The organism is Nocardia sp. NPDC019323, from assembly GCF_044389845.1.
Classification (GTDB): domain Bacteria; phylum Actinomycetota; class Actinomycetes; order Mycobacteriales; family Mycobacteriaceae; genus Nocardia; species Nocardia implantans.
Genome location: NZ_JBIRYN010000001.1, coordinates 963,152 through 978,798, shown reverse-complemented (window position 1 = coordinate 978,798; position 15,647 = coordinate 963,152). Strand labels below are relative to the sequence as shown.

Genomic DNA, 15,647 nt, shown 5'->3' with positions numbered 1-15,647 from the left:
GCGAGTGCGGTCGGGTGCGAGGATGATGGCGGCGGAGAAGAGACCCAACAGCCGAGGGGGCAATGTGGTGTCGGCGACGGTGACCAGCAAGGGGCAGATCACCATCCCGATCGACGTGCGAGTGGCGATGGGACTGCGCACCGGCGTGCGGGTCGCCTTCGTTCCCACGCCCACCGGCACCTACGAACTGGTGCCCGAAACGCGCACGATCAAGTCGCTGAAGGGCATCGTCGGCTGGTCCGGCTCGCCGATCGGCCTCGCGGAGATGAACGAGGCCATCGCGGGCAACGTGGTGGAAGGGAAGGCGCGATGATCGGCCTTGACGCGAATGTGCTGATCCGCTATCTCACCCAGGACGACCCGGAGCAGTCCGCCCGCGCCAATCAGGTGATCGACGGGCTCAGCGAGAGCAAACCCGGCTACGTCACCATGATCGTGCTCGCCGAGATCCACTGGGTGCTGCGCCGCGGCTACAAGCAAGACCCCGAAGCCGTCACCGACGTGCTGCTCGGCCTGCTGGACTCCAGTGAGATCGTGGTCGAGCGCGCCGACACCGTGCGCCAGGCGCTGCGCCGGGCCGCCGACGGCGCGGACTTCGCCGACGCGCTGATTCAGCAACTCGGCCAGGAGGCCGGGTGTGAGCTGACCGTCACCTTCGATCACAACGCGGGTGAGCGGGCCGGGATGCGCCTGCTCGCCTGAATCCGCCCCCGACCCGCCGCCACCGCCCCGCGAGCCGTGTAGCGTGAATCGGCATGGAATCTCGGCAGATCACGGTGGGTGACCGGGCGTGGACCGTGCGGATCGACGGACCGGAATCCCGGCACAGCGTGCTGCTGCTGCCCGACGCGGGCGAGCCGGCGGACGTCTTCGACCAGGTGTGCGCCCGCCTGCACACCTCGGATCTGCGCACCTTCGCGGTGGAATCGATCGAGGGCCTCGACTCGACCGGGGTGACCGCGATCCTCGACGCGCTGAAACTGCCCTGGGTGAACGTGGCCGGATGCGGCGCGGGCGCGGTGCTGGCCTGGCAGGCGTGCGCACGCGGCTTCGGCCGCTTCCAGAGCCTGGTCGTGGCCGATCGCGGCCACCCGGCGACGCCCGGCGCCGACGGAACGGTCGCGGACGCGGCCACCGGCCCGGTCGAGGTGCCCACCACGCTTCTGGTGACCAAGAATCTGCCGCGCTCGGTGGCCGACACCTCCGGGCGGTTCGTCTACGGCGAATTCAGGGTGGTCGAGGTCGACGTCACCAACGTGGCCGCCGAAGCCGACCACGAGCTGGCCACCGAGATCGTGCTACGCACCAGCCTTTGGTGACGTCGCGGCCTGGTAGCCCGCGAGCCAGTCGAGCCAGCTGTCGAGCTCGCCGAACGCCTGGGCCAGCGCTTCGGGGCCGGACAGGAACACGTCGTGCTTGGCTCCGTCGATCGGCACCATGTTGGTGCGATCGCCCAGGCAGCCCGACCAGCGCTGGATCTGCTTGACGTCGAGCACCGCGTCGGCCACGTCGACGGCGGGACCGTACCGCCTGGCGAACTTGGTCATCCGGGAGCGCAGGATCAGCGAGGGCACCCCGATGTCGAGGCCCTGGTGCAGCCGCGCGTGGCCGTTGCGGATCGCGCGCAGCCAGCCGAACCGGACGGGGAAGCCGTGCAACGGCTTCCAGTCCAGGTTGTAATCCCACGTGCCCGACACCGACCGGTGCAGGCTGTCGCCGTAGGTGCTGACCTTGCCGCCGGGCAGTTGCACCATCCTCCGGAACCGGCCGAGCGCTTTGATGATCGGCGTTCCGACGGTCCGGTAGTAGGAGGGGCCCTGCAGGTCGAACCACGGGCTGTTGAGCACCACGCCGGTGATGCCCGCGGCGGCCGTCCCCCGGGAGCGGTTGAGCCGGTCCAGCCACAGCGGCACGACCAGGCCGCCGGTGGAGTGGGCGGTGAGCACGACAGGAGCGCCGGTCTCCGCGCGGACGATCCGCAGCGACTCCTCGAGCTCCCGGTCGTAGAAAGCGAGATCGGTCACATAGTGCGGGGTGTGTCCTTCGCGCAGCGAGCGACCGCATTTGCGCAGGTCGAGAGCGTAGAACTGGAACCCGCGGGCGGCGAAGTGCTCGGCGAGGTGCTCCTGGAAGAAGTAATCGGTGAAACCGTGGACGTAGAGCACTGCACCGGCGGTCTGCTCGACGGCGCCGGAGGGCACGTAGCGCACCAGCGTGGCGACCACCTCGCCCTCGCCGTCGGGATCGGGGCCAAGCGGCAGCGTGCGCTGCTGATAGTGCGGACCCAGCACGTCGGGGCGCCAGCCTTCGCCATCCGGCGAGGTGCCGACCGGCTCGGCAAGCGACTGTTCGTTCGTCACGCGACCAATCTATTGGACGGTGTCAAACGCTGGCAGACGGCAGCCGCCGGCACGACCGGCGAAGTGACGATCGTCTCTGTCGCATTCCGCACAATCAGCAGGTTCGTTGCGGGATGGGGGCGTGGTGAGGTGCACAATTGGGCATAGGTGAACGACGGGTAACCTAACTCCCGCCATGCCGTTCGGGGCCGGCGAACGCCGGAACCGAGCCACAACTACACCGTGCCCAGGCTGGTCCACCCGCCCGGTGGGCCCGCGCAGACAAGGAAGTCGATCTACCCGTGCCGAACGCTGCCATGACTGAAAAGACCGATGTAGTACTCATCGGTGCCGGGATCATGAGTGCCACTCTCGGCGCGCTGCTGCGGCAGCTGCAGCCGGACTGGTCGATCTCCCTGTTCGAGCGGCTCGACGCCGCCGCGGCGGAGAGCAGCGATCCGTGGAACAACGCGGGCACCGGACACTCCGCGCTGTGCGAGCTGAACTACAGCCCGCAGGCGCCCGACGGCTCGGTGGACATCACCAAGGCCGTCGACATCAACGAGCGTTTCCAGGTCTCCCGGCAATTCTGGTCCTACGGCGTGGAGAACGGCATCCTGCGCGATCCGTCCGCGTTCATCAACCCCATCCCGCACGTCAGCTTCGTGCACGGCGCCGACAACGTGGAGTACCTGCGCAAGCGGTACGAGGCGCTGGCGCCGCACCCGCTGTTCGAGGGCATGGAGTACATCGACAGCCCCGACGAGTTCTCCCGCCGCCTGCCGCTGATGGCGCGCGGCCGCGACTTCTCCGACCCGATCGCGCTGAACTGGACCGACGGCGGCACCGACATCGACTTCGGCTCGCTCACCCAGGAACTGCTCGCCTACCTCGGCGCGTCCGGGGCCGACCTGGCCTTCGGGCACGAGGTGCGCGATCTGGCCAAGCAGTCCGACGGATCCTGGGTGGTCACGGTCCGCAACCTGCGCACCCGGGAGACCCGCAAGCTGATCAGCAGGTTCGTCTTCGTCGGCGCGGGCGGCGGCGCGCTGCCGCTGCTGCAGAAGGCGGGCATCAAGGAGGCGAAGGGCTTCGGCGGCTTCCCGGTGAGCGGTCAGTTCTTCCGCTGCGTCAACCCGGCGCTGATCGACCAGCACGAGGCCAAGGTGTACGGCAAGGCCGCGGTCGGCGCTCCGCCGATGTCGGTGCCGCACTTGGACACTCGCGTCATCAAGGGCAAGCCCGGCCTGCTGTTCGGCCCGTACGCGGGCTGGACGCCGAAGTTCCTCAAGGACGGCAAGAACACCGACCTGTTCAAGTCGGTGCGGCCGAACAACATCTTCTCGCTGCTCGGCGTCGGCGTCACCGAGCTCGGCCTGACCAAGTACCTGGTCAGCGAGCTGCTGAAGTCGCAGGCGGGCAAGGTGGTCACGCTGTCGGAGTTCATCCCGCGCGCCGAGGCAAGGGACTGGGAGCTGATCACCGCGGGCCAGCGCGTGCAGGTGATCCGCCGCAAGGGCGTCGGCGGCGTGCTCGAGTTCGGCACCGCCGTGATCGCCGCGCAGGACGGCACGATCGCCGGTCTTCTCGGCGCTTCCCCGGGCGCCTCCACCTGCGTCACCGCCATGCTGGACGTGCTGCAGCGGTGCTTCCCGCAGGAGTACGCCGCGTGGACGCCGAAGCTGAAGGAGATGGTGCCCTCGCTGGGCGTGAAGCTCTCCGACGACCCGGCGTTGTTCCACGAAGTGTGGGAGTGGACCTCCAAGGCGCTCAACCTCGTCGACGGCGGCGACAACACGCCGAGACGTGCAGGGGTCGCGGCGAACGCCTAGGTTGTGATAGCAAGGCGCGATGATGTCAACGGTTGCTCTCAAACGCTCCTGGGCGCAGGATCTCGATACCGCGACGCTCTACCAGCTGTTGAAACTTCGCGTCGAAGTCTTCGTCGTCGAACAGAAGTGCGCGTACCCCGAACTGGACGGGAAGGACCTGCTCCCCGAGACCAGGCACTTCTGGCTCGATGACGAGGGCGAGGTCATCGCCACGCTGCGGTTGTGCGAGGAGCACCACGACGGTGTGAAGAGTTTCCGCATCGGCAGGCTGTGCACCGCGGCGCCCGCCCGCGGGCACGGATACACCACGCGACTGCTGCAGGCGGCGCTGGCCGAGGTCGGCTCCGCGACGGTGCGCCTGAGCGCCCAGAGCTACCTGATCGACCTGTACACCAAGCACGGCTTCAAGGTCGACGGTCCGGAGTTCGAGGAAGACGGGATCCCCCACGTGCCCATGCGCAGGGGAGGCGAGTAGCCCCTCCTGCCCGCCAATCGCACCCGCTCCGGGAGTCTCCGGGGCGGGTGCGGCGCTTCGAGGGTGTGTCCGCATCGGTTCTGAATCGAAGGGCCGTGTCGGTCGGGTGAGGTCGCGTGCTTAGAGTTGGGGCGTGTCCTTGTCCCGTGCCGAAACAGCGCCGACGTCCGAACAGCATCGCCGTACTCGTCCGGGTTCGGACGGTGAGGCGGGATTCCCGTTCTCGGCGGTGGTCGGGCAGGAACGGCTGCAACTGGCGCTGATCCTGTGCGCGGTGCATCCCGGTATCGGCGGCGTGCTGGTGCGCGGCGAGAAGGGCACCGCGAAGTCGACCGTGGTGCGCGCGCTGGCACAGCTGCTGCCGCCGGTGGTGGACGAGACCGGCGCGCGCCCCGCTCGCCTGGTGGAGCTGCCGGTAGGCGCGACCGAGGACCGCGTGGTCGGCTCGCTGGACCTGGAGCGGGTGCTGCGCGACGGGGAGCAGGCGTTTCGTCCCGGTCTGCTGGCCGCGGCCCATCACGGTGTGCTGTACGTCGACGAGGTCAACCTACTGCACGACCATCTGGTGGACGTGCTGCTCGACGCCGCGGCGATGGGCCGGGTGCACATCGAGCGCGACGGCGTGTCGCACTCGCATCCCGCGCGATTCGTGCTGGTCGGCACCATGAATCCGGAGGAGGGCGAGCTGCGTCCGCAGTTGCTGGACCGGTTCGGCCTGACCGTGGACGTGGCCGCATCGCGGAATGTGGACGTGCGCATGGCGGTGGTGCGCCGCAGGCTGGACTACGAGACCGACCCGTCCGGATTCGCCGCACGATACGCCGAGGCCGACCGCGCGGTGGCCGAGCGCATCCTCGCCGCCCGTGACCGGCTGGGGCAGGTGGCGCTCGACGATGTGGAGCTGCGCCGGATCGCCGCGCTGTGCGCCGCGTTCGACGTCGACGGGATGCGCGCCGATCTGGTCGTCGCGCGCACCGCGACGGCGCATGCCGCCTGGCGCGGCGCCGACGCGGTGACCGAGGACGATGTGCGGGTGGCCGCCGAACTGGCGCTGCCGCACCGCCGCAGGCGCGATCCGTTCGACGAGCCGGGCATCAGCGAGCAACAGCTCGACGACGCCATGCGCGACGCCGCCGCGGAGGCGCAACGCGAGCAGCCGTCGTCTCCTCCGCAGGATGCCTTGGAGACGGACGATGCGGTAGCGGAAAGGCGGGAGTCTTCCGACGACGGCCCCGCCGATCCCGCGCCGACCGACGGCCCCGAAGACCCGTCGCCGCCGGAAGGTCCGGGCGGCGGGCGTTCGGGCGAAGGGCGCACCGGCACACCGATTTCCGCCGGCGCGCGGACACCGCGCTGGGAGGTTCCCGGTGTCGGCGAGGGCGCCCCGGGACGCCGCTCTCGCGCGGAATCCCGGCACGGACGAGTGGTGCGTTCCAGCACCGACACCTCCTCCGGGCTGTATCTGCTCGGCACCGTGCTGGCGGCCGCGCCGAAACAGCGGGCGCGCGGGCGGGACTCGGGGCCGATGCGGCTGGCCGCCGAGGACCTCCGCGGGGCGTACCGGGAGGGCCGCGAGGGGAATCTGGTGGTGTTCGTCGTCGACGCGTCCGGTTCCATGGCCGCCCGCGACCGTTTGTCCGCGGTCACCGGTGCGGTGGTCACGCTGCTGCGCGATGCCTACCAGCGCCGGGACAAGGTCGCCGTCGTGAGCGTGCGCGGTGCGGAGGCCGAACTCGTGCTGCCGCCCACGTCGTCGGTCGACATCGCGGTGCGCCGGTTGTCCGGGATGCGCACGGGCGGGAAGACGCCGCTGGCGGCGGGCCTGCTGAAGGCGCGCGAGGTGGTGCTGCGCGAGCGTGTGCGTGATCCCCGGCGCAGGCCCATGCTGGTGCTGCTCACCGACGGTCGCGCCACCGGCGGCGCCGACCCGGTTCCGCGCGCCCGTGCCGCGGCCCGCTCGCTGGCCAGGGACGCGGTCACCTCGATCGTCGTCGACTGCGAACGCGGCATGATCCGGCTCGGTCTCGCCGCGGATCTGGCTCGCGAACTGCGCGGAGGATATCTGCGGCTGGCCGAGCTGACCGGCGATTCGGTCGCCGACGTCGTCCGGTCGAGTGCCGCGGGCCCCAGCGGCACGTCGCGCGCGGCGTGAGAACGACTTACGGCACACGCGTGGTTGGCGGCGTGGGCGTGCGGCCCCGTCTGGTTGGCGGCGCGAGCACACGGTGCTCGTCTGGTTGGCGGCTCGGCCACACGGCGCCCGTGCGGTCGGCGGCGCGAGCATACGGCGGCCGCCCGGTGGGAGCGTTCCGTGCCGACCCGCGCAGGTCGGGTTGCGGAAGGTCGTGGTTGTCGGCGTGGACGCGCCATAGGTCGGAGTGATCCGAAGACGAGCAAGGAGATTCGATGCCCAAGGGTGTTCCCGAGACCGTTCCCGACGACGGGCTGACCACGCGGCAGCGGCGCAACCAACCGGTGCTGGCGGTGCACACGGGGCCGGGCAAGGGCAAGTCGACGGCCGCGTTCGGTATGGCGCTGCGGGCCTGGAACCAAGGTTTCGACGTCGCGGTGTTCCAATTCGTCAAGAGCGCCAAGTGGAAGGTCGGGGAGGAAGCCGCCTTCCGCGCGCTCGGCGCGCTGCACGAGCAGACCGGCGCGGGCGGGCCGGTCGAATGGCACAAGATGGGCGAGGGCTGGTCCTGGACCCGCAAGCAGGGCACGGAAGAAGACCACGCGGCGGCCGCGCTGGCGGGCTGGCAGGAGATCGCCCGCCGCTTGAAAGCCGAACAGCACCGCTTCTACGTCCTCGACGAATTCACCTACCCCCTCAAATGGGGCTGGGTCGACACGGCCGAAGTAGTCGAAACCCTCCGTACCCGCCCGGGTAACCAGCACATCGTCATCACCGGCCGCGACGCCCCCCAACCCCTCCTCGACGCCGCCGACCTCGTCACCGAGATGACCAAACTCAAACACCCCATGGACGCGGGCCGCAAAGGCCAGCGAGGCATCGAATGGTGATGTCCGCGAGCGGCACATGGCTGCGGCGAATCGCGAGAGGCCCGCACGATGGTGTGCCGCTCGCGACGCGGGGGCGCGGATGAGGGCCGTTGTGGTGGCGGCGCCGGCGTCGGGAAGCGGGAAGACGACGGTGGCGACCGGGTTGGTGGGGGCATTGCGGAGGGTGGGGCATCGGGTGGCGCCGTTCAAGGTGGGGCCCGATTACATCGATCCGGGGTATCACGGGTTGGCGGCGGGGCGGCCGGGGCGGAATCTGGATCCGGTGCTGGTGGGGGCGGAGCGGGTGGTGCCGCTGTACCGGCACGGTGTCGCGGAATGCGATCTCGCCGTGGTCGAAGGCGTGATGGGGTTGTTCGACGGGCGGATCGACGAACATCATTCGGGTCCGGTGGCGGAGGGCTCGACCGCGCAGGTCGCGGCTCTGCTCGGGGCTCCGGTGGTGCTGGTGGTGGACGCGCGGGGGCACAGCCAGAGTTTGGCGGCGCTGCTGCACGGATTCGCCACCTTCGACAGCGGGGTCCGGCTCGGCGGGGTGATCCTCAACCGGGTGGGCAGCGAACGGCACGAGCAGGTGCTGCGCGCCGCCTGCGATCGCGTCGGGTTGCCGGTGCTCGGGTCGTTGCCGCGCTTGGCCGAACTGGAGGTGCCGTCCCGGCATCTCGGTCTGATCCCGGCCGTGGAACACGGTCCGGCCGCCACGGCGGCGGTCGCGGCGATGACGGACCTCGTGGCCGCGCATGTGGACCTGCATGCCGTCGCGGCACTCGCCCGCTCGTCGGTGACGGGACCGGCGTGGGATCCCGACGCGGCCGTGCGTGGGCTCGAAGGAGCATCTGCTGCGAGTTCTGTTGGCGGAGTCGGTGACTCGGGTACCTCGACGGTCGACGGTGATGAGGACTTGTGCGTCTCGACCGAGCCCGGCGACGCCTCGAGCGCCGGCGGAAGCGCGGACGGCGCGATTGCCGTCGAGCCCGCCGATGGGCAGGGTCCCCTGGTCGCCATGGCCGGTGGCCCAGCGTTCACGTTCGGCTATGCCGAGCATCGCGAGCTACTGGTTGCCGCAGGGGCGCGGGTGGCCGTGTTCGATCCGCTGCACGACGGATTGCCTACCGGAACAGCGGCATTGGTGTTGCCCGGTGGTTTCCCTGAGGAGCATGCCGCAGAACTGGCCGCCAATTCCGGCCTGTTGCGGGCGGTGGCCGAAGCCGCCCGGCACGGGATGCCGATGCACGCCGAGTGCGCCGGGTTGCTGTATCTGACCCGATCACTGGACGGGCACCCGATGGCCGGAGTGGTGGACGCCGACGCGGAGTTCGGCTCGCGCTTGACCCTCGGCTACCGGGACGCCGTCGCGCTGACCGACTCGCCGCTGTGGCGCGTCGGCGAGCGGGTCCGCGGGCACGAGTTCCACCGCACCCGTCTGGTGTCGGCGCCGCCGCGCGATCCGGTGTGGGGATGGCGTGGCAGCGCGGGGGAGCGAGTCCAGGAAGGGGCGTCGAGCGGCAACGTGCACGCGTCGTACTTGCACACCCATCCGGCGGGGAATCCCGCGGCGGTGCGGCGATTCGTCGCCGCCGCGACGCGGTTCGCGAGTTCCCGTGCCGTCGGCTGAGGTCGTCGTCGGCATCGGCCTGCGACCACGCACCTCGGCCCGCACGATCAGCGCCGCCTTGCGCGAGGGTGTGGGCGACCACCGGATCGTGTGCCTGGCCACCATCGCGCAGCGCGCCACGGAACCCGGCCTGCGCGCCGTCGCCGCCGACCTCCAGGTACCGCTGCGCGCCTACTCCGCCGACGAACTGGCGTCGGTCACCGTCCCCAACCCCGGCGACCGGACGCGCTCGGCCGTCGGCACGGCAAGCGTCGCGGAGGCCGCTGCCCTGCTCGCCGCCGACGGCGGGCCGCTGGTGCTGCCCAAACGCGTCGTGCACGGCGTGGTGCTCGCGGCGGCGTTGTTCGCGCCGTAGCGCCCGGTTGCCGAGGACATTCGCCCGATCGCCGCGACCGCGTGGGTGCCGTTCCCGATCGCTGCGACCGCGTGGGTGTCGCTGCCCGCCTGCCACGCCCGCCTGGGCGTCGTTGCGGGCCTACTGCGACGCGACTGTGCGGCGCCCCACCGCCTGCTCTTCGCCACCAGGTATTCCCCCACCAACAACCGGCAGTGACCACCCGGGGAACGCGACGGTGGTTGTCTCAGGGCGCGACCGAGCCCCAGTCGGCGAAGCCGGTCGGGTCGTGGCGGCCGAGGCTGGCGTGCTCGAACAGGCCCCAGCCTTCGGCGTCGCCGCAGCGGGCGCGGGCGACGTGATCGGTCACCCCGTAGGGGATGCGGGCGACGATCCCGGGATCGGTGAGGTCGTAGCGGCTCGAGGACGACCAGTCGCGCCCCTTCCACTGGCCGTGCTGCCAGTCGGGATCGCCGCCGTAGCCGCACCCGACGTGCAGGGGAACGCCAGTGCCCGGCGTGATCTCGATCTCCAGGGGCTTGCCGTCCGGCGTGGTCAGCTCGAGTCGCGCACCGACGGGAACTCTTGTGCCGGAACGGTAGTCGATGGAGATGCGGGGCCAGCCGAGCTGTTCGGTGCGTCCGTCGGGCCAGATCCTGGTCGCGTCGTTGAGCGTGCGCCTGCCGTCCGGCTCCTCCTGCACGATGACGACGACGGCGAAATCGTCGAACCGCAGCGGCACGTACAGCCACCAGAATCCGCCCGAGGGTTCGGCGGCCGCGCGGCCGGGCGGTTCGGTCTCGCCGACCGGGCGGATGCCCCACGACCGGTCCCTGGTTCCGGTCCACACCGCCGGGTCGACCGCGACGTCGTCGCCGTCCACGCGCAGCGTTCCGGCCCACGAGCCGACCTGCGCGAAGCGGGACGCGTCGATGATCGGCCGGTTGCCCGCGAGGATGAGGTGCGGTTGTTCCTGCACGGCGGGAAACGCCCCGGTCCAGGTCAGATCGAAGCCCAGATCGTCGTGCTCGCAGACCACTCGGATGCGGTGCAGCGGCTCCAGCACCTCGACGCGGTAGCCGCCGACGCGCTGGTCCAGGCTGCGGTCGCCGAGCGCGTCGGAGAAGCGCACCGCGCGCACCGTGTCGCTGCGACGGACCGCGGCGTAGGCGTCGGTCACCCCGAGATTCGGGTACACGCCGAGTCCGGTGATCAGGAACGTTCCGCCGTCGCGGTCGTGGGCGTTGAAGTAGCTGCGGTCGTAGAAGTTCCGATCACTACTGGCCACCCGGGCCAGTGACAACGGGGTCTGGTGGATCGGGTATTCGTCCAAGGGCACAGGCATGATCAGTCCCATTCGTAGGTTCCGTCGAGCAGCGCTTCCAGGCTTGCCCGGTGCATGACGTAGTCGTCGCGATCCGGCGTGTCGGTGTCCTCGCCGAAGTGGATCATCCTGCGCTTCACCCGCGCCATCACGATCGCGTGGCGCAGCGCGGCGTACACGATGTAGAAATCGAGATCGCGCACCGCATGGCCGGTCAGCTCTTCGTATTCGGACACCACGTCGTCGCGGCGCAGGAAGTCGGGCAGTCCGGGCTGACCGAAGCGGGTGGCCAGATCCTGGAAGAACCGGTGGATGAAGATCACCCAGCCCAGGTCGAGTTCCCGCGGACCGAGCGCGGCCATCTCCCAGTCCAGCACCGCCACCGGGTCGAATTCGCGGTAGATGATGTTGCCGGGACGGGCGTCGCCCCAGGTGAGCACGTCCGGGCCGGGGTCGGCGGGCCAGTGCTGCTCCAGCCACGCGAAACTTCGCTCGATGAGGGGGATTTCGAAGCCGTCGTCGGCGAGCCCCCATCGGTACCACGAGCGCTGCGCGGCGACGTGCCTGCGCAGCGATTCGCCCGGCCCGTCCAGCATCGGGAACAGCGCCGCGGGGTCGGGTATGCCGTGGATCTTGGCGATCACCTCGACGGTGTTGTGGGCGAGCCGGAGGCGTTCGGCGGGATCGGCGTCGAACAGCCAGCCGATGAACACGTACGGCGGGTTGTCCGTCGGCACCCGTCCGTCCACCCGGCGCATGACGAAGAACGGTGCGCCGAGCGGCTTCTCGTCGTTCTCCAGCCAGCACAGGCCCGGCACCGGAACGTCGGTGGCCGCGGCGACACCCGCCATCACCTGGTACTGAGTGGCCAGGTCGTAGGTCTCGAAGACAGGGAACGATCCGGCCTCGGGCGCCATCCGCGCGACGAACGACCCGCGCTCGGCCCGCCCGCCCGCGGTCCACTCGGCGTCGAACAGGATCGAGGTGCTGGACATGCCGCCGGACTGCGGACGCGACAGATCGTGGATGCGCGGCGGTTCGTCCGCGGCGACTTTGGTGTGCAGCCAGCGCGTCAGGTCCCCGGCGAGCGTGTCGAGGTCGCGTTCGCTGACGGTCAGCTGATGTCGCTGTGCCGGGTCCGGATCGTCGGTCATCGTTGTCCTCCTGACACGTGCGGCCGGGGTTCGCCCGGGATACGCGACTGTAACGCGTTCTAGTTATTGGCGGGCCGGAACCGGGAACGAATCCCGTGCGGCCCGGTCGGGCGGACACATAGGCCGAAAGAAGGACCCGGAAAGCCAGGGTTTTCCCGGAGGTCATCCCATGACCTGGTCGGATACGTTCGGCTGACCAATGTGTCGGCCGGCGAGGGGAGCGGTGTGAATACCGTCGAAATGGATGTGGTGGCCAGCGGTGAGGCGCGGGACGGCGCCGAGCGGCGGCCGTGGGGCCTGCCGGCCCGGATCGCGTTCCGCTTCGCCTTCGCCTATTTCGGCCTGTTCTGCCTGCTGTTCGCGCAGATCCTCTTCGTTTTCACCGGAATACTGAGCAAGTGGCTGCCGGAGGACGCGGTCATCTGGCAGATGCGCGCGACGGGCCCGCTGGTCGGCTGGGTCGGCGACCATCTCTTCGGGGTCGAAGCCGTCCTGCACGAGGATTCCGGCAGCGGCGATCAGGCCGCGATCTGGGTGCTGATCTTCTGTGAACTGGTCGCGGCGGCGCTGATCACGATCGTGTGGTCGGTCCTCGATCGCCGTCGCCGCGACTACGCGGCACTGCTCAGCTGGTTCCTGGTGTTCGTCCGGCTGTGCCTGGGCGGCCAGATGCTCTTCTACGGCCTGGCCAAGGCGATTCCGTCGCAGATGCCCGCGCCGTCGCTGACCGCGCTGCTGCAACCGTACGGGACGATGAGCCCGGCGTCGGTGCTGTGGAACCAGGTCGGCGCCGCCCCGGCGTACGAGATCCTGCTCGGCACGGCCGAAGTGCTCGGCGGCCTGCTGCTGTTCCTGCCGCGCACCGCGACGGCGGGCGCGTTGCTCAGCCTGGTGAGCATGGCGCAGGTCTTCGTGCTGAACATGACCTACGACGTGCCGGTGAAGATCCTCTCGTTCCACTTGCTGCTGCTGTCGCTGGTGGTGCTGGCGCCGCAGGCCGGGCGGCTGGCGAACGTCCTGGTGCTGGAACGTCCGTCCGAACCCGCCGCGCAGCCGCCGCTGTTCGGTTCCCGCCGCGCGAACCGGATCGCGGCAGGGGCGCAAGTGGCGCTGGGTCTGTGGGTGCTGATCGGTGGGGTGTACATCGGCTGGCAAGCCTGGCAGGAGTCGGGTGACGGCGCGCCGAAGCCGCCGCTCTACGGCATCTGGACCGTCGGCGAGTTCACCAGGGACGGGCATCCGGCTCCGCCGCTGCGCACCGACGAGGGCCGCTGGCAGCGGCTGATCATCGATCGCAGCGGGACGACGGTGCAGACGATGGACGACTCCTTCGTGCCCGTCGTCGCGGTGGTCGACGAGGCGGCGCACACCATCGTGCTGTCGGAGGCCGCGCCGTCGGCGGGCGCACCACCCGCCCGTCTCGGAGCTTTCACCTTCACCCAGCCCGGACCCGAGGCGCTGGCGCTGACGGGCGAGCTGAACGGAACACCGGTGACCTTGTCGCTCGACCGGATGGACCTGAACTCCTTCCCGCTGCGCGGCCGAGGCTTCCACTTCGTGCAGGAATATCCGTACTTCCGCTGAAATCGCCAACGCCAACGGTGCTTTTGGATACCTTCGGTCTGCATCGACTGGGACTGGAGGGACCGCCGTGACCGAAGCGATCCTCGAACGGACAGACGCCGAGGACGAGGAAGCGCCGCAACCCCGGCCCTGGCGCGCGACGACGCGGGTGGCGTTCCGCTTCGGTTTCCTGTATTTCGGGCTGTTCTGCCTGGTCTATCCGTCGATCGTCCCGGAGTTCCTCGGATCGGCGCGCGAAGGGCTGCCGGACTGGGTGAACTCCGGTGCCGCCCGTGCGCTGCGCCCGGTGATCGAAGGGACCGGGACGCGGGTGTTCGGGGCGTCCGTCGCGGCGAACACGGCCTCGATCAGCGGCGACCAGGCCTACTTCTGGGTGCTGGTGTTCGTCGTCCTGGTAGTGGCGGTGCTCGGCACCGTCGTCTGGAGTGCGCTGGACCGGCGGCGGCCGCACTACCGGGCCTTGCAGCCGTGGTTGCTGCTGTTCGTGCGCTTGTGCCTGGCCGGGCAGATGATCGCCTACGGCATGGCCAAAGCCATCCCGACCCAGATGCCGCCGACCCCGCTGAGCCGGCTGCTCGAGCCTTACGGGAATTTCAGTCCGATGGCGGTGCTCTGGAACCACATCGGGGTGTCGCCGCAGTACGAGATCCTGCTGGGGTGCGCGGAACTGCTCGCGGGCGTACTGCTGTTCGTGCCGCGCACCGCACTGGTGGGCGCGCTGCTCGCCTTGGTGTGCACGACGCAGGTGTTCGTGCTGGACATGACCTACGACGTGCCCGCCAAGATCCTGTCGTTCCACCTGATGCTGCTGTGCCTGGTGCTGCTCGCCCCGGAGGCGGGCCGTCTGGCGAACGTGCTCGTACTCGACCGGCCCACCGGACCGTCCACGGCGCCGCCGTTGCTGCGCTCGCCCCGGGCCGACCGCATCGCGGCCGTGATGCAGATCGCGCTCGGTGTGTGGCTGGTGTTCTCGAACGCCTACACCGGCTGGGAGAGGTGGAACGAGCAGGGCGCGGGGCGGCCGGAACCTCCGCTGTACGGCATCTGGGCGGTCACCGACTTCAGCGTGGACGGCAAAACGCTGCCCCCGTTGACAACCGACGGATTCCGTTGGCAGAGAATAGTTTTCGATCGGGACGGCGTCACGGTGCAACGAATGGACGGCCAGCTGGTACCGGTGCTCGCCATGGTCGATCCCGGCGCGCGCACCGTGGTCATGGCCGCGCCGCCCGCAGCCGCAGGCGCGGGGCCGCAACCGCTGGGCAGTTTCGGCTTCGACCGGCCGGCACCCGACCGGCTGACTCTGACGGGCACCCTCGCCGGGCAGCCGGTCTCGGTGGCACTGACCTCGGTCGCGCTCGATGATTTCCCCGTGCGCGGCCGCGGGTTCCATTGGGTGCAGGAATACCCGTATTTCCGCTGAGCCGCCCGGTCAAGCCTCGAGGTCGTCGGCGAACCCGATGTCCTCGTGCCACAGCGCGGGATGCTCGGCGATGAAGCGGGTCATCAGGTCGATGCAGCGCCGGTCCTCCAGGACGGTGACGGCGACGCCGTGGCCGGCGAGCCACTCGTGCCCGCCGGAGAAGGTCAGCGACTCACCGACCACCACCGAGCCGATGCCGAACTGGCGCACCAGGCCGCTGCAATACCAGCACGGCGAGAGCGTGGTGACCATGATGGTGTCGCGGTAGTCGCGCCGTCGTCCCGCCGCGCGGAAGGCGTCGGTCTCGGCGTGCACGCTGGGATCGCCGGACTGCACCCGGCGGTTGCGGCCGCGGCCGAGCACCGCGCCGTTCGCGTCGAAGAGGGCGGCGCCGATCGGGATCCCACCTTCGGCGAGTCCGCGCAGCGCTTCGTCGTAGGCCACGTCGAGCAGTCGTGCCGGTGTCAGCTGCTTCATCGCTCCGCCTTTCCGAGCTGGACGACTCCACCGCAACCTACCGCCGTGAGCTGCCGGATCGCTCGCCACTCG

Annotated in this window: 15 protein-coding genes; 11 read left to right on the top strand and 4 right to left on the bottom strand. The window is 70.0% G+C overall.

Going from position 1 to position 15,647, the window contains the following annotated elements:
* Positions 1-25 precede the first annotated feature (25 nt).
* Genes ACH49X_RS04645 through ACH49X_RS04635 form a run of 3 tightly spaced genes read left to right on the top strand, consistent with a single transcriptional unit; the run spans position 26 to position 1,319 of the window.
* Entirely contained in the window at positions 26-313 is a 288-nt protein-coding gene (locus tag ACH49X_RS04645; RefSeq protein WP_228826967.1) for an AbrB/MazE/SpoVT family DNA-binding domain-containing protein, read from the top strand.
* On the top strand, positions 310-702 hold the full coding sequence (locus ACH49X_RS04640) for a PIN domain-containing protein (RefSeq protein WP_039799424.1): 393 nt from the start codon (positions 310-312) through the stop codon (positions 700-702). The genes ACH49X_RS04645 and ACH49X_RS04640 overlap by 4 nt, the downstream gene beginning before the upstream one ends.
* Positions 703-755: 53 nt before the next feature.
* A complete protein-coding gene (locus ACH49X_RS04635; protein WP_357107560.1) occupies positions 756-1,319 on the top strand; it encodes an alpha/beta hydrolase in 564 nt (187 codons plus the stop codon).
* Here ACH49X_RS04635 and ACH49X_RS04630 read toward each other — a convergent pair.
* Positions 1,299-2,360 (bottom strand): alpha/beta hydrolase, encoded by a 1,062-nt coding sequence (locus ACH49X_RS04630; RefSeq protein WP_195078773.1) that lies wholly within the window; start codon positions 2,358-2,360, stop codon positions 1,299-1,301. The genes ACH49X_RS04635 and ACH49X_RS04630 overlap by 21 nt on opposite strands.
* A gap of 296 nt (positions 2,361-2,656) precedes the next feature.
* Between ACH49X_RS04630 and mqo the strand changes: the two genes are divergently transcribed.
* From mqo to ACH49X_RS04600, 6 genes are all read left to right on the top strand, one after another.
* Complete coding sequence (gene mqo, locus ACH49X_RS04625; protein WP_195078774.1) at positions 2,657-4,171, top strand: malate dehydrogenase (quinone); 1,515 nt, start codon at positions 2,657-2,659, stop codon at positions 4,169-4,171.
* A 19-nt stretch (positions 4,172-4,190) separates the two neighbouring features.
* A complete protein-coding gene (locus tag ACH49X_RS04620; RefSeq protein ID WP_195078775.1) occupies positions 4,191-4,646 on the top strand; it encodes a GNAT family N-acetyltransferase in 456 nt (151 codons plus the stop codon).
* A 139-nt stretch (positions 4,647-4,785) separates the two neighbouring features.
* Positions 4,786-6,798 carry a magnesium chelatase subunit D family protein gene (locus ACH49X_RS04615; protein ID WP_397069168.1) on the top strand — a complete coding sequence of 671 codons (2,013 nt, stop codon included), beginning with the start codon at positions 4,786-4,788 and terminating at the stop codon, positions 6,796-6,798.
* Positions 6,799-7,052: 254 nt separating this feature from the next.
* Positions 7,053-7,667 carry a cob(I)yrinic acid a,c-diamide adenosyltransferase gene (gene cobO / locus ACH49X_RS04610; protein WP_357107555.1) on the top strand — a complete coding sequence of 205 codons (615 nt, stop codon included), beginning with the start codon at positions 7,053-7,055 and terminating at the stop codon, positions 7,665-7,667.
* Positions 7,668-7,746: 79 nt separating this feature from the next.
* Positions 7,747-9,279, top strand: coding sequence for a cobyrinate a,c-diamide synthase (locus ACH49X_RS04605; RefSeq protein WP_195078777.1), 1,533 nt, complete (start codon positions 7,747-7,749; stop codon positions 9,277-9,279).
* Positions 9,266-9,634, top strand: coding sequence for a cobalamin biosynthesis protein (locus ACH49X_RS04600; RefSeq protein WP_195078778.1), 369 nt, complete (start codon positions 9,266-9,268; stop codon positions 9,632-9,634). Before ACH49X_RS04605 ends, ACH49X_RS04600 begins: the two co-directional genes overlap by 14 nt.
* A gap of 226 nt (positions 9,635-9,860) precedes the next feature.
* Here ACH49X_RS04600 and ACH49X_RS04595 read toward each other — a convergent pair whose 3' ends face one another.
* Positions 9,861-10,958, bottom strand: a complete 1,098-nt coding sequence (locus ACH49X_RS04595) for a hypothetical protein (RefSeq protein ID WP_357107552.1) — start codon at positions 10,956-10,958, stop codon at positions 9,861-9,863.
* Between the two features lie 2 nt (positions 10,959-10,960).
* Complete coding sequence (locus tag ACH49X_RS04590) at positions 10,961-12,091, bottom strand: phosphotransferase family protein (protein WP_195078780.1); 1,131 nt, start codon at positions 12,089-12,091, stop codon at positions 10,961-10,963.
* A gap of 225 nt (positions 12,092-12,316) precedes the next feature.
* On the opposite strand from ACH49X_RS04590, the gene ACH49X_RS04585 reads away from it, so the two are divergent.
* Together ACH49X_RS04585 and ACH49X_RS04580 are read left to right on the top strand one after the other, a co-directional pair.
* Positions 12,317-13,675 (top strand): DoxX family protein, encoded by a 1,359-nt coding sequence (locus ACH49X_RS04585; protein WP_323124225.1) that lies wholly within the window; start codon positions 12,317-12,319, stop codon positions 13,673-13,675.
* 67 nt (positions 13,676-13,742) lie between these two features.
* A complete protein-coding gene (locus ACH49X_RS04580) occupies positions 13,743-15,098 on the top strand; it encodes a DoxX family protein (RefSeq protein WP_357206842.1) in 1,356 nt (451 codons plus the stop codon).
* Between the two features lie 9 nt (positions 15,099-15,107).
* Here ACH49X_RS04580 and ACH49X_RS04575 read toward each other — a convergent pair whose 3' ends face one another.
* A complete protein-coding gene (locus tag ACH49X_RS04575) occupies positions 15,108-15,551 on the bottom strand; it encodes a nucleoside deaminase (protein ID WP_195078945.1) in 444 nt (147 codons plus the stop codon).
* Positions 15,552-15,647: the final 96 nt, after the last annotated feature.